This window comes from Teichococcus deserti (genome assembly GCF_001982615.1).
GTDB classification, from domain to species: Bacteria; Pseudomonadota; Alphaproteobacteria; order Acetobacterales; family Acetobacteraceae; genus Pseudoroseomonas; species Pseudoroseomonas deserti.
The window spans coordinates 1-12,764 of the sequence record NZ_MLCO01000115.1 but is presented as its reverse complement, the minus strand read 5'-3'; the positions used below and the strand labels follow the sequence as shown (position 1 = coordinate 12,764).

Below are 12,764 nucleotides of genomic sequence, written 5' to 3'. Positions count from 1 at the left end.
GGGCAGGCTCCTCCTCCGGCGCCGGGCGCTCCGGCTCGGGGTGCAGCGCGTGCTGCTCCGGCACCGCGGCGGCCGGATGCTCCTCGGCCGCCGGGGTTTCCGATTCGGCCGGGGGAATGCCGCCGCCGAGCTGGTCGAGCTCGGCCTCGGCCGCCTTGTCCTTGTCGCGACCCGTCAGCCGGGCCCAGAGATTGCGCAGCGCCATTCAGGGGGCCTCCACCGTCAGGCCATCGGGACCGGCGGCGGTGACCCGCAGCCGCGCCAGGGCGCCGACCTCATAGTCGAAAGAAGGGGACAGGCGGACCGGACAGAAATGCTCGGTATGGCCGCGATGGCCGCGTTCCAGCAGCACGGTTTCCTCCTGGCCCAGCCGGGCGTCGTAGAAGCGTTGCGCGGCGGCCGCACCCGCGGCGCGCAGCCGGGCCGCACGCTCCCGGCGCAGCGGCACCGGCAGCTGCGGCATGCGCGCGGCGGGGGTGCCGGGACGCTCGGAATAAGGGAAGACGTGCAGGAAGCTGAGCTCCGCCTCCTCGACCAGGTCGAGCATGTCGGAGAAATGCGCCTCGGTCTCGGTCGGGAAGCCGGCGATCAGGTCGGCGCCCAGCGCGATGCCGGGGCGCAGCGCGCGGGCGCGGCGGGCGCAGGCCAGCGCCTCCGCGCGGCCATGGCGGCGCTTCATCCGCTTCAGCATCAGATCGGCGCCGTGCTGCAGCGACAGGTGCAGATGCGGCATCAGCCGCGGCTCGGTCTCCAGCAGGCGCCAGAGGCCGTCGTCGATGGCGGCCGGGTCGATCGAGGACAGCCGCAGCCGCGGCAGCTCCGGCACCAGGGCCAGCAGGCGGCGGACCATCTGCCCGAGGCTCGGCTGGCCCGGCAGGTCGGGGCCGTAGCTGGTGATGTCGACGCCGGTCAGCACCACCTCGCGATAGCCGGCCTCGACCAGGGCGCGCACCTGCTGCACCACCGCGCCGATCGGCACCGAGCGCGAGGGGCCGCGGCCATAGGGGATGACGCAGAAGGTGCAGCGGTGGTCACAGCCCTGCTGCACCTGGACGAAGGCCCGCGCCCGGCCGGCGAAGTCGGTGACGAGATGCGCCGCGGTCTCGGTCGCCGCCATGATGTCGGTGACCGGGGCGAGGGGGGCGTCCGGCGCCCAGGCCTCGGGCTTCAGCTTGTCGGCATTGCCGATGACCCGGGTGACGCCCGGCAAGGACGCCCAGGAATCGGGGGAGATCTGCGCGGCGCAGCCGGTGACCAGGATCGGCCGGCCGGGGTTTTCCCGCGCGGCGCGGCGGATGGCCTTGCGCGCCTGCTGCTCGGCCTCGGCGGTGACGGCGCAGGTATTGACCAGGATGGCTGTTCGCTGCCCGGCCTGCTCGGCCAGGTCGCGCATGGCGGCGCTTTCATAGGCGTTCAGCCGGCAGCCGAAGGTCAGGACCTGGAGGCTGTCGCCGCCGGTCATCCCGCGGCGGCCGCCGCGCCGGCCAGCGGATCGAGCTCGCCGGTGAAGGCGGTGGCGACCGGCCCCGCCATCAGCACATGGCCGTCGAGCCGCCATTCCAGCTGCAGCGTGCCGCCCGGCAGGTCGATGCGGGCGCGGCGGCCGGCGAGGCCCCGGCGATGCGCGTTGACCAGCGTGGCGCAGGCGCCGGAGCCGCAGGCCAGCGTCGGGCCGGCGCCGCGCTCCCACACCGCCAGGCGGATATGGTCGGGGTCGATCACCTGGGCGAAGCCGATATTGGCGCGGTCGGGGAACAGCGGGTGGTGCTCCAGCTGCCGGCCGAATTCCTGCCAGGGCGCGGTGTCCAGGTCGTCCACGAAGAAGGTCGCATGCGGATTGCCCATCGAGCAGGCCGAGGGCGTCGAGAAGGGCCCGAGGCTCAGCGGCAGCTCGGTGGTGTCCATGGCCTCCGCCAGCGGCACCTCCTGCCAACCCAGCCGTGGCGCGCCCATGTCCACCCGCACGGTGCCATCCGGAAGAAACTCGCTGGGCAGGTCGCCGCTGATGGTGCGCACCACGACGCGGTCGCGCCCGGTCTCGGCCATCACCAGGCTGGCGACGCAGCGGGTGGCATTGCCGCAGGCGCCGGCCTCGGAGCCGTCCGGGTTGTGGATGCGCATGAAGACGTCGGCCGCGCCCTCGCCGGGCTCGAGCGTGATGAACTGGTCGCAGCCGATGCCGCGATGGCGGTCCGCCAGCAGCGCGATGCGGGCGGGCGTCAGCGGCAGCGGGGCGGGGCGGGCATCGACCACGACGAAGTCGTTGCCCAGGCCGTGCATCTTCCGGAAGGGGACCATGCCTCGCCATATGCCCCGTTGCGCTGTCTCTATAAAGGGGGGGCTCTATAAAGGGGGGGAGGCGCGTCCGCCGCGCAGCCCCGCTTTGCGCCGGCGCCGTTTTCTCCGCAGACTGGCGGCCCCAGCCGGCGGAGAGGCGGATGACGCTGTATGTTGTCGTTGACATCGAGACGGACGGGCCGAACCCGGGCAGCCATTCGCTGCTGAGCTTCGGCGCGGTGGCCTGCCGGGCGCAGGGCGCGCCGCTGGCCCGCTTCGCCGTCAACCTGATGCCGCTGCCGGGCGCCGCCGCCGAGCCGCGCACCATGGCCTGGTGGGCGACCGAGCCCGAGGCCTGGGCCGCCGCCACGCGCGACCCGCTGCCGGCGGCCGAGGCCATGGCGCGCTTCGTCGACTGGCTGCGCGCCCTGCCGGAGATGCCGGCCTTCGCCGGGCATCCGGTCGCCTTCGACGGCTATTGGATCGACTGGTACCTGCGCCGCTTCACCGGCCACCGGCTGATGAAGGGCCCCTATGACGGCGAACGCATCTTCCTGGATGCCGCCCTCGACATCCCGACCCTGGCCGCCGGTGTGCTCGGGCTCGAGATCGGCCAGGCGATGAAGAAGCCCTACCCCGAAGAGTGGTTCGGCGGGCATGCCCATACCCATTGCGCGCTGGACGACGCGCTGGGCTATGCCGCCCTGCTGCAGCGGCTGCTGGCCCGCCGGCCGGCGCTGGCCGGCGCCGGAGCCTAGGCCTTCTCCACCGCCTGCGCCGCGGCATCCAGCGCCGCGGCGATCGCCTCCGCCACCTCGGCCTCGACCGGGCCGGACCGCAGCTTCAGCCGCAGGGCGAGCTTCAGGTTCTCCATGGCGCGGATCACCGGGTCGGGCACGCCCTCGCGGCCACGGGGGGAGGCGCCGCCGATGCGGGCGAAGAGCGCCTCGGCCGCGGCGCGGTTGCCGGCCAGGAATTCCTGGCCCTCGGGCGTCAGGGCGTAGCGCTTGCGGGGGCCGGTGGAGGCCTCGACGGTGGCGAAACCCATATCCTCCAGCCAGGCGAGCAGCGGGTAGATGACGCCGGGACTCGGGCTGTAGCTGCCGCCCATCCGCTCCTCGATCGCCTTGATCAGCTCGTAGCCGTGGCGCGGCGCCTCGGCCAGCATGGCGAGCGCCAGCAGCCGCAGCTCGCCATGGTCGAACATGCGGCCGCCGCGCCGGCCTTCGCGTCCATGGCCTTCGCGTCCATGGCCTTCGCGACCATGGCCTTCGCCCCGGCCGTGGCCATCGCCGCGCCCGTGGCCGCCGCCGCGGCGATGGCCTTCCGGCGACCAGAAGCGCTCGCCGTCATGGCGGTGGCGGCAGTGGTGATGATGATGGGGGTGATGGCCGTGGCGGCGCCCGCGATGCGGGCCCTCCCGGCCATGGGCGCCGGACGCGCCCTCGATGCCGTTGTGCATGAACCCGATATAGATCGCGATATATCTCAATTCAAGATATATCTCGTTGCGGCGCGCAGGCCAGCCCTGCCGTTGCATTCCCCTTGTTCCCCCGGGAGAGTCTGGCTATACCCCCGCCTCTTCCCGCGCGTCCGGGCCTGTAGGGCATGCCCGGCCGCGGTTTCGCCCCTGCCGCAAGGCGGGGGACCCGATGACCAGGAGATCGAAATGCCCAAGATGAAGACGAAGTCGAGCGCGAAGAAGCGCTTCAAGATCACGGCGACGGGCAAGGTGCTCGCCGGTCCGGGCAAGAAGCGCCACTGCCTCTCCGCCCGCAGCCAGAAGGCCAAGCGCCAGAACCGCGGTTCGCAGGTGCTGCGCCACCAGGACGGCCTGACCGTCATGCAGTGGCTGCCCTACGGGCTGGATCGGTAAGGAGTAGCGCAGTATGGCTCGTGTTAAGCGCGGCGTTACCGCCCACGCCCGTCACAAGAAGGTCCTCAAGCTCGCCAAGGGCTATGTCGGCCGGTCTTCCAAGGCCTATCGCCCCGCGCTCGAGCGCGTCGAGAAGGCCCTCCAGTATGCCTATCGCGACCGTCGCGTTAAGAAGCGCGAGTTCCGCGGCCTGTGGATCCAGCGCATCAACGCTGCCGCCCGCGAGCATGGCCTGACCTATTCGAAGTTCATCGCCGGCCTGAAGGCCGCGCAGATCGACCTCGACCGCAAGGTCCTGGCCGCCATCGCCTTCGATGACGCCGCTGCCTTTGGCGCCCTGGTCGAGAAGGCCAAGGCGGCGCTGCCGGCTTCGGCCGAGGCGTAATCTCCCGCGTCCCGCGATCTCGCGGGGCTGCTGAGAACGGAGCCGCCGCCGCCAGGGGTCACCCTGGCGTCCGGCGGCTTTTTTCGTAAGGCCCGCCCGCTGGGGCGGCGACATCGCACGGGACCGAACCGATGACCGATGACCTTGCCACCCTGCAGGCGGAAACCGAGGCCGCGCTGGCCTCCTGCGCCGATCTCCGCGCGCTGGATGCCGTCCGGGTGGGCATGCTGGGCAAGAGCGGCCAGCTGACCGCGCTGCTGAAGGGGCTGGGCGCCGTGCCCGCCGACCAGCGGAAAGAGCGGGGCGCCGCCGTCAACCGGCTGAAGGGCGCCATCGAGGCCGCCATCGAGACCCGCCGCGTGGCGCTCGACGCCGCCGCCCTCGATGCCCGCCTGGCCGCCGAGCGCCTGGATGTCAGCCTGCCGCCGCGCCCCTTCCCGCCGGCCGGGGCCGAGGCCGGCGCCATCCACCCGATCGCCCGCACCATGGAGGAGCTGACCGCCCTCTTCGGCGCCATGGGCTTCGGCGTCGCGGAAGGTCCGGACATCGAGGGCGACTGGTTCAATTTCGGCGCGCTGAACATTCCCGACCACCACCCGGCGCGGCAGGACCACGACACCTTCTACGTGCCCGCCGGCGCCGATGGCCGCCGCCCCGTGCTGCGCACCCACACCAGCCCGGTGCAGATCCGCACCATGCTGAACCAGGAGCCGCCGATCCGCGTCATCGTGCCCGGCCGCACCTACCGCGCCGACCATGACGCGACGCACAGCCCGATGTTCCACCAGGTGGAGGGGCTGGTCATCGACCGCGGCATCCATCTCGGCCATCTCAAGGGCTGCCTGATCGACTTCCTGCGTGCCTTCTTCGGCATCAGCGACCTGCCGGTCCGCTTCCGCGCCAGCTACTTCCCCTTCACCGAGCCCTCGATGGAGGTGGATATCGGCTGGAACCGCAAGACCGGCGAATTGGGCCGCGGCGGCGACTGGCTGGAGATCCTGGGCAGCGGCATGGTGCATCCGAAGGTGCTGGCCAATTGCGGCATCGACCCGCGCGAGTGGCAGGGCTTCGCCTTCGGCATGGGGATCGAGCGCATCACCATGCTGAAGCACGGCATCCCCGACCTGCGCCCCTTCTATGACAGCGATGTCCGCTGGCTGCGCCATTACGGCGCGCCGGTGCTCTCCCCCGCCACCCTGGCCGAAGGGGTCTGACCAGCCATGAAGTTCTCCCTCAGCTGGCTGAAGCAGCACCTCGAGACCGAGGCGAGCCTCGAGCAGATCACCGCGGCGCTGAACACCATCGGCCTCGAGGTCGAGGGCGTCGAGGATCGCGGCGCGGCCCTCGCCCCCTTCCGCATCGCCCATGTCATCGAGGCGGTGCAGCACCCGAATGCCGACCGGCTGCGCGCCTGCCAGGTCGATGTCGGCGACGGCGTGATCCGCTCGGTGGTCTGCGGCGCGCCGAATGCGCGGACGGGCATGAAGGCCGTGCTCGGCCTGCCCGGCGCGGTGGTGCCCGCCAACGGCATGGTGCTGAAGGTCGGCGAGATCCGCGGCGTGAAGAGCGAGGGCATGATGTGCTCCGCCCGCGAGCTCGGCCTCGGCGAGGATCATGACGGCATCATCGACCTGCCGGCCGATGCGCCGGTGGGCGAGGTCTATGCCCGCTGGGCCGGGCTGGACGAGGCGGTGGTCGAGATCTCGGTGACGCCCAATCGCGGCGACGCCCTGTCGATCCGCGGCATCGCCCGCGACCTGGCCGCCGCCGGCCTCGGCACGCTGAAGCCCTTCGCCCCGGCGCCGGTCGCCAGCGTCTATCCCTCGCCGCTGCGCTGGGTGCTGGACGACGCCGAGAGCTGCCCCTGGGTGGTCGGCCGCGCGGTGCGGGGCGTCACCAACGGGCCGTCGCCGAAATGGCTGCAGGACCGGCTGGTCTCGATCGGGCTGCGGCCGATCAACGCCCTGGTCGATGTGACGAACTTCTTCACCTATGACCTTGGCCGGCCGCTGCACGTCTTCGACGTCGCCAAGGTGAAGGGCAGCGAGCTGTCCCTCCGCCGCGGCCGCGACGGCGAAAGCTTCCTGGCGCTGAACGGCAAGGACGTGGCCGTCACCACCGAGGACCTGGTCATCGCCGATGCCGAGGCGGTGGAAAGCCTCGCCGGTATCATGGGCGGCGAGCATTCCGGCTCGGACGAGGCGACGCGCGAGGTCTTCATCGAATGCGCGCTGTTCGACCCGGTGCGCATCGCGCTGTCCGGCCGGCGGCACGATCTGCGCTCCGATGCCCGCGCCCGCTTCGAGCGCGGCATCGACCCGGCGCTGCTGCCCGCCGCGCTGGAAGCGGCGACGGCGATGATCATCGAGCTCTGCGGCGGCGAGGCCTCCGAGATTTCCAGCGCCGGCGCCGAGCCCGCCTGGCAGCGCCAGGCCAGCCTGCGCTTCGAGCGCATCGCCGGCCTTGGCGGCAGCGACATGGATGCCGCGACCGCGGTCGGCATCCTGGAGCGGCTGGGCTTCGCGCCGGTGTCGCAGGACGCCGAGAAGGTCACCGTCGCGGTGCCGAGCTGGCGCAACGATATCGCGGGGTCCGGCAAGCTCGCCCAGGCGCCGACCCTGGAGGCCGGCCGCGCCGCCCGGGCGGCCGAAGGCTGCGCCCTGGTCGAGCCGGAATGCGACCTGCTGGAAGAGGTGCTGCGCATCCAGGGGCTGGACCGCATCCCGGCCGTCTCGCTGCCGGTGGCCTCCCCGGTGCCGCCCGCCTCGCTGACGCCGAAGCAGTCCCGCGCCACGCTGGCCCGCCGCGTGCTGGCGGCGCGCGGCATGCTGGACTGCGTCTCTTTCGGCTTCCTCGACAGCAAAGTGGCGGCCAGCTTCCCGCCGCTGGGCTCGGCCGCCGACTGGACGCCGCCGGCCGCGCTGCGCCTCGAGAACCCGATCGCGGCGGACCTGGACCAGATGCGCCCCACGCCGCTGGCCAGCCTGCTGCAGGCGGCGTCGCGCAACGCGGCGCGCGGCTATTCGGATCTGGGCCTGGTCGAGCTGGGCGCCGCCTATCGCGACATCACGCCTGAGGGGCAGCTGAGCGTCGTCGTGGGCCTGCGCACCGGCGAGACCCCGCGCCATTGGGCCGAGGCCGCGCGCGGCGTCGACGCCATGGACGCCAAGGGCGATGCGCTGGCGGTGCTGGCGGCGCTGGGCGTGCCGGCGGCGGCGATCAGCGTCACCACCGACGCGCCGGGCTATTACCACCCGGGCCGCTCCGGCGTGCTGCGCCAGGGGCCGAAGACGGTGCTGGCCATCTTCGGCGAGATCCATCCGAAGCTGCGCGAGGAGATGGGAATCTCGGGCCCCGCCGTCGCCTGCGAGGTCTTCCTCGACGCGGTGGCCGAGCCGAAGAAGCGCAAGAAGGCGGTGCCCGAGCTGCCTTCCTTCCAGCCGCTGCAGCGCGACTTCGCCTTCCTGGTCGATGCCTCGGTGCCGGCGGAAAACCTGCTGCGCGCCGCCCGCGGCGCCGAGCGGGCGCTGATCACCGAGGTCGCGCTGTTCGACCGCTATGCCGGCGACAAACTGCCCGAGGGCAAGGTCTCGCTGGCCCTGCAGGTCACCCTGCAGCCGCGCGAGAAGAGCCTGACCGATGCCGAGATCGAGGCGGTCGGCGCCAAGATCGTCGCCGCGGTGACCAAGGCGACCGGGGCGACGCTGCGCGGCTGATCCCGGCACGGGGCCGATGGAAAAAGGGCCGGGGGGTGATGCCTCCCGGCCCTTTCGTCATTTGCGCCCGAACAGCTTCTCGAACTCGCCTTTGCCGAAGCGCAGCCAGGTCGGGCGGCCGTGGCTGCAGGTATTGGCGCGCGGCGTGGCTTCCATCTGGCGCAGCAGGGCGGCCATCTCGGCCGGGCCCAGCCGGCGGCCGGCGCGGATCGAGCCGTGGCAGGCCAGCCGCGCCACCGCCGCGTCCAGCCGCCGCTCCAGCGCCGTGGTCTCCTCCCATTCGGCGAGCTCGGCGGCGAGGTCGCGCAGCAGCGGCGCCGGGTCGGGATTGCCCAGCAGGGCGGGCAGCGCGCGCACCAGCAGCGCGTTGCCGCCGAAATCCTCGATCTCGAGGCCGAGGCTCGCCAGCGTCTCGGCCTGCTCCAGCAGGCGGGCGGCCTGCAGCGCCGGCAGCTCGACCACGGCCGGCAGCAGCAGCGGCTGGCTGCGCACGCCGCCATCGACCAGCTGCGCCTTGAAGGCCTCGTGCGTCAGGCGTTCGTGGGCCGCGTGCTGGTCGACCAGGATCAGCCCGCCATCCGGCGCCTCGGCCAGGATATAGGTCTCCATCAGCTGGGCCAGCGGGCGGCCGAGCGGACCTTCGGCAATCTCGCCGACCGGAGTGGGGGCCAGCAGCGGATGCTCCGGCCCCGCCGCCGGGCCGGGGGCGCGCGGCAGGTGCAGGCTGGGCTGGTGCGGCGCCGGGCCGGGCGGGGGCGTCAGCGGCGCCAGCGTCTCGGCGAAGCCGCCCAGCGGGCGCTCGGCGCGGTCGTCATAGAAGCCCGGATTGGCGAAGCGCTGCCCGGGGGCGAAGCCGTTGGTCGGCGGCCGCCAGCCCGGCACCGACCAGTCGCGCATCCCCGGCGCTGGGGCGGCGATGGCGGCAGGCGCCTCATCCTCCGTGGGACTCTCGCCGGCGCCGACGGCCAGCCCGCGGCGCAAGGCGGAAATCAGCGCGCCGCGCACCTGCGCCGCGTCGCGGAAGCGCAGCTCGGTCTTCATCGGATGGACATTGACGTCGACCAGCTCGGGCGGCAGCTCGAGGAACAGCGCCGCCACCGGATGCCGCATCGGCGCGATCAGGTCGCGATAGGCGACCCGCAGTGCCGCGCGCAGCAGCGGGTCGCGGACGGGGCGGCGGTTGACCACCAGATGCTGCTCGGCGGCCGTGGCGCGGGTCAGGGTCGGCAGCGCCGCGAAGCCGTCCAGCCGCAGGTCGGGCCATTCGCCGCTGACCGGCACATGCGCGCCGGCGAAATCCGGCCCCAGCAGGGCGGCCAGCCGCCCGACCCGGTCGGAGGGCGCCAGGTTGAGGGCGATGCGCCCCTCCACCTCCATCTGGAAGCCGACCTGCGGCCAGGCCAGCGCCAGGCGCTTCACCGCCTCCAGCGCATGGCCGGATTCGGTGGCTGGGGATTTCAGGAACTTGCGGCGGGCGGGGGTGGCGAAGAACAGGTCGCGCACCTCGATCCGCGTGCCCGTCGCGCCGGAGGCCGGGCGCGGCGCCGCCTTCGCCCCGCCTTCGATCTCGATCCGCCAGGCCTCGCCGTCGGGCGGGCGGCTGGTGATGGACAGCCGCGCCACCGCGCCGATCGAGGGCAGCGCCTCGCCGCGGAAGCCCAGCGTCGCGATGCGGAACAGCGCCGCCTCTTCCGGCAGCTTGGAGGTGGCATGGCGCTCGACGCAGAGGGCCAGGTCCGACGGGCCCATGCCATGGCCGTCATCGATCACCAGGATGCGCGAGACGCCGCCGCCTTCGAGGCTGACGGCGATGCGCGTGGCCCCGGCATCCAGCGCGTTCTCCACCAGTTCCTTCACGGCGGCGGCGGGGCGCTCGACCACCTCGCCGGCCGCGATGCGGTCGGCGGTGGTGGCGGAGAGCAGGCGGATGCGGTCCATCACCCCAATCTAGCGCCGCCGCTGCCCTGGAAACAGGGCAGGTGGCGCCGGGCGGCTATTCCTCGGCGGCGGCCTGCAGCTCGCGGATGCGGGCGATCAGGCCTCCGGTCGAGGGGTCGTGGTTGCCGGGCGTGCCCTCGGGCGCCAGCTCCGGCAGGATCGAGGTGGCCAGCTTCTTGCCCAGCTCGACGCCCCATTGGTCGAAGGCGTCGATGTCCCAGAGCGCGCCCAGGCAGAAGACCTTGTGCTCGTAGAGCGCGACCAGCGCGCCGAGCGAATGCGGGTCGAGCTTGTCGAGCAGCAGCGTCGTGCTCGGCCGGTCGCCGGGGAACAGGCGGTGCGGCAGCAGGCGGGCGATCTCCTCAGGCGCGGTGCCGGCCTTGGCCATCTCGGCCTCGACCTCGGCCGGTGTGCGGCCACGCAGCAGCGCCTCGGCCTGGGCCAGCCCGTTGGACAGCAGCAGCCGGTGGTTCTCGGCGAAGGGATGGTCCGGATTGGCCACCAGCACGAAATCCGCCGGCACCGGGGTGGTGCCCTGGTGCAGCAGCTGCATGAAGGAATGCTGCGCGTTGGTGCCGGGCTCGCCGAAGATCACCGGCCCGGTCTCGCGGCCGACCGGATGGCCCTCCAGCGTCACGCTCTTGCCGAGGCTCTCCATCTCCAGCTGCTGCAGGTGGGCGGGGAAGCGCGACAGGCGGTGGTCATAGGGCAGGATCGCCTGGCTGCGCAGGCCGAGGCCGTTGACATGCCAGACCGTCAGCAGCGCCAGCAGCAGCGGCAGGTTCTGCTCGGGGGGCGCGGTCAGGAAATGCTCGTCCATGGCGCGCGCGCCGGCCAGCAGCTGCGAGAAGGCGGTCCAGCCGCAGGACAGCGCGATCGACAGCCCGATCGCCGACCACAGCGAGAAGCGGCCGCCGACCCAGTCATGGAAGCCGAAGACCCGCTCAGGCGCCACGCCGAAGGCCGCCGTCGCCTCCTGGTTGGTGGACAGCGCCACCAGGTGGCGGCGGGCGCCGACCTCGCCCAGATTCTGCTCCAGCCAGCCGCGCACGATGCGGGCATTGGCCATGGTCTCGGCGGTGGTGAAGGTCTTCGAGGCGATCAGCACCAGGGTGCGGTGCGGGTTCAGCCGCGGCCGGATCGCCTCCCAGTTGTGCGCATCGGCATTGGCCAGATACAGCGGCCGCATCGGCGAGCGGGCGTTCCACAGCGCCCGGCCGATCATGTAGGGGCCGAGATCGGAGCCGCCGATGCCGATATTGATGACGTCGGTGAAGGTCTCGCCGGTGGCGCCGCGGATCTCGCCGCGATGGATGGCGCGGGTGAAGCGCTTCATCGCCGCCAGCGTCTCGTCGACCGAGGCCGAGGCGTCCTCCGTCTCGCCGCTGGGCAGGCGGGCGCGATAGCCGGCGCCGCGCGGCGCGCGCAGCGCCATGTGCAGCACGGCGCGCCGCTCGGTGGTGTTGATCTCCTCGCCGGCGGCCATGGCGTCGCGCCGCGGCAGCACGTCGCAGGCCTGGGCCAGGCCGAGCAGCCCCTCGAGGGCCGCCGCATCCACCGAGGTCTTGGAGAAGTCGAGCAGGATGCCCACCGCCTGGCGGTGGAAGCGCTCGAAACGCTGCGGATCGGCCTCGAACAGGGCGCGGATCGCGCCGGCGCCGGGGCGGCCCGCCAGCTCTGCGATCCGGGCCCAGGCAGCCTCGCGCACGGTCAGCGTCATAACTGGTCTCTTTCCCCGGTCGGTGCGGCTGGCAGGCTAGAGCCTCGCCGAAGCCTGTCAAATGCCGCCCGGCCGGGGGCGTCGTCCCGGGGTCAGAGACCCTCGGGCTGCCCGGCCACCGTCACGGAAAGCTGATCGGGAACGAGCAACCGGCCAGCGAGTTGCGCCGCCGCGTCGCGGCCGATGGCGGCCAGCCGCGCCGGGCGCTTCTCCAGCCAGTCGAGCGGCCGGTCGTTGCGCCGCATCGCCAGCAGGGTGGCGGCGATCCGGCGGCTGTCGGTGAATTGCAGCGGCTGGCTGCCGGTGAGATAGGCGACCGCCTCCTCCATCTCCTCGGCCGTGGGGCCATCGGCGGCCATGCGGCGCCATTCGCTGCGCAGCAGGGTCAGCGCCTCGCCGACCCGGGCATTGGCGGTGGCGAAATGGCCGATCAGCACGCTCTCGCCGAAGATGCTGTCGAGGCCGGCGCCGATGCCATAGGTGAGCCCGCGCGCCTCGCGCAGGCTCTTGGTCAGCCGCGCGGTGAAGCCGCCGCCGGAGAGGATGCGCAGCACCACCTGCGCCGTCTCCCAGCCCGGATCGCGCACGGCGAGGCCCGGCTGGCCGAAGATGATGGTCGATTGCGGGGCGGCGACCGGCACCACCGCAGTGCCGAAGCCGGTCATGGCGGGCAGCGGCGGGGCGGCCGGCGCCGCGCCCTCGGCCAGCCCGTCGAACAGCCGGGGCAGCAGCGCGGCCAGCTCGGCGGCCGAGATGGCGCCGGAGACGGCGATCAGCAGGCCCGGGCCGCGATGCAGCTGGCGGGCGAGCGCCGCGCGCATCTGCTCGACGGTGATGCGGGCCAGGCTTTCC

Annotated in this window: 12 protein-coding genes; 5 read left to right on the top strand and 7 right to left on the bottom strand. The window is 72.8% G+C overall.

Going from position 1 to position 12,764, the window contains the following annotated elements:
* The 3 genes from BKE38_RS13615 to dapF all read right to left on the bottom strand — a co-directional run.
* The coding region (locus tag BKE38_RS13615; RefSeq protein ID WP_207553564.1) for a hypothetical protein at positions 1 to 205 on the bottom strand (205 nt) is incomplete at its 3' end.
* Entirely contained in the window at positions 206 to 1,462 is a 1,257-nt protein-coding gene (mtaB, locus tag BKE38_RS13610) for a tRNA (N(6)-L-threonylcarbamoyladenosine(37)-C(2))-methylthiotransferase MtaB (RefSeq protein ID WP_076957853.1), read from the bottom strand.
* Entirely contained in the window at positions 1,459 to 2,298 is an 840-nt protein-coding gene (gene dapF / locus BKE38_RS13605) for a diaminopimelate epimerase (RefSeq protein WP_076957852.1), read from the bottom strand. Before dapF ends, mtaB begins: the two co-directional genes overlap by 4 nt.
* A gap of 140 nt (positions 2,299 to 2,438) precedes the next feature.
* Here dapF and BKE38_RS13600 point away from each other — a divergent pair, with 140 nt between their 5' ends.
* Positions 2,439 to 3,035: a 3'-5' exonuclease family protein gene (locus BKE38_RS13600; protein WP_076957851.1), complete on the top strand. Its 597-nt coding sequence runs from the start codon at positions 2,439 to 2,441 to the stop codon at positions 3,033 to 3,035.
* Here the strand turns inward: BKE38_RS13600 and BKE38_RS33260 are convergent.
* Positions 3,032 to 3,484: a PadR family transcriptional regulator gene (locus BKE38_RS33260; protein ID WP_242662343.1), complete on the bottom strand. Its 453-nt coding sequence runs from the start codon at positions 3,482 to 3,484 to the stop codon at positions 3,032 to 3,034. The genes BKE38_RS13600 and BKE38_RS33260 overlap by 4 nt on opposite strands.
* A 462-nt stretch (positions 3,485 to 3,946) precedes the next feature.
* Between BKE38_RS33260 and rpmI the strand changes: the two genes are divergently transcribed.
* From rpmI to pheT, 4 genes are all read left to right on the top strand, one after another.
* Complete coding sequence (gene rpmI / locus BKE38_RS13590; protein ID WP_076957850.1) at positions 3,947 to 4,153, top strand: 50S ribosomal protein L35; 207 nt, start codon at positions 3,947 to 3,949, stop codon at positions 4,151 to 4,153.
* 13 nt (positions 4,154 to 4,166) lie between these two features.
* Positions 4,167 to 4,538 carry a 50S ribosomal protein L20 gene (rplT, locus tag BKE38_RS13585; protein ID WP_076957849.1) on the top strand — a complete coding sequence of 124 codons (372 nt, stop codon included), beginning with the start codon at positions 4,167 to 4,169 and terminating at the stop codon, positions 4,536 to 4,538.
* 131 nt (positions 4,539 to 4,669) lie between these two features.
* Positions 4,670 to 5,752: a phenylalanine--tRNA ligase subunit alpha gene (pheS, locus tag BKE38_RS13580; RefSeq protein ID WP_076957848.1), complete on the top strand. Its 1,083-nt coding sequence runs from the start codon at positions 4,670 to 4,672 to the stop codon at positions 5,750 to 5,752.
* A gap of 6 nt (positions 5,753 to 5,758) precedes the next feature.
* Entirely contained in the window at positions 5,759 to 8,254 is a 2,496-nt protein-coding gene (pheT, locus tag BKE38_RS13575; protein ID WP_076957847.1) for a phenylalanine--tRNA ligase subunit beta, read from the top strand.
* Between the two features lie 57 nt (positions 8,255 to 8,311).
* On the opposite strand, the gene mutL is transcribed toward pheT, so the two are convergent.
* The 3 genes from mutL to BKE38_RS13560 all read right to left on the bottom strand — a co-directional run.
* Entirely contained in the window at positions 8,312 to 10,192 is a 1,881-nt protein-coding gene (mutL, locus tag BKE38_RS13570; RefSeq protein WP_076957846.1) for a DNA mismatch repair endonuclease MutL, read from the bottom strand.
* 55 nt (positions 10,193 to 10,247) lie between these two features.
* Positions 10,248 to 11,912 carry a glucose-6-phosphate isomerase gene (pgi, locus tag BKE38_RS13565; protein WP_076957845.1) on the bottom strand — a complete coding sequence of 555 codons (1,665 nt, stop codon included), beginning with the start codon at positions 11,910 to 11,912 and terminating at the stop codon, positions 10,248 to 10,250.
* Positions 11,913 to 12,004: 92 nt separating this feature from the next.
* Positions 12,005 to 12,764: M16 family metallopeptidase (locus BKE38_RS13560; protein WP_131829589.1), on the bottom strand; the 760-nt coding region annotated here is incomplete at its 5' end.

Excerpts from the sequence above, each read along its gene's own strand:
- dapF (WP_076957852.1), bottom strand. The coding sequence starts at position 2,298 with ATGGTCCCCTTCCGGAAGATGCACGGCCTGGGCAACGACTTCGTCGTG.
- pheS (WP_076957848.1), top strand. The coding sequence starts at position 4,670 with ATGACCGATGACCTTGCCACCCTGCAGGCGGAAACCGAGGCCGCGCTG.
- pgi (WP_076957845.1), bottom strand. The coding sequence starts at position 11,912 with ATGACGCTGACCGTGCGCGAGGCTGCCTGGGCCCGGATCGCAGAGCTG.
- BKE38_RS13600 (WP_076957851.1), top strand. The coding sequence starts at position 2,439 with ATGACGCTGTATGTTGTCGTTGACATCGAGACGGACGGGCCGAACCCG.
- mutL (WP_076957846.1), bottom strand. The coding sequence starts at position 10,192 with ATGGACCGCATCCGCCTGCTCTCCGCCACCACCGCCGACCGCATCGCG.
- pheT (WP_076957847.1), top strand. The coding sequence starts at position 5,759 with ATGAAGTTCTCCCTCAGCTGGCTGAAGCAGCACCTCGAGACCGAGGCG.
- mtaB (WP_076957853.1), bottom strand. The coding sequence starts at position 1,462 with ATGACCGGCGGCGACAGCCTCCAGGTCCTGACCTTCGGCTGCCGGCTG.
- BKE38_RS33260 (WP_242662343.1), bottom strand. The coding sequence starts at position 3,484 with ATGTTCGACCATGGCGAGCTGCGGCTGCTGGCGCTCGCCATGCTGGCC.
- rpmI (WP_076957850.1), top strand. The coding sequence starts at position 3,947 with ATGCCCAAGATGAAGACGAAGTCGAGCGCGAAGAAGCGCTTCAAGATC.
- rplT (WP_076957849.1), top strand. The coding sequence starts at position 4,167 with ATGGCTCGTGTTAAGCGCGGCGTTACCGCCCACGCCCGTCACAAGAAG.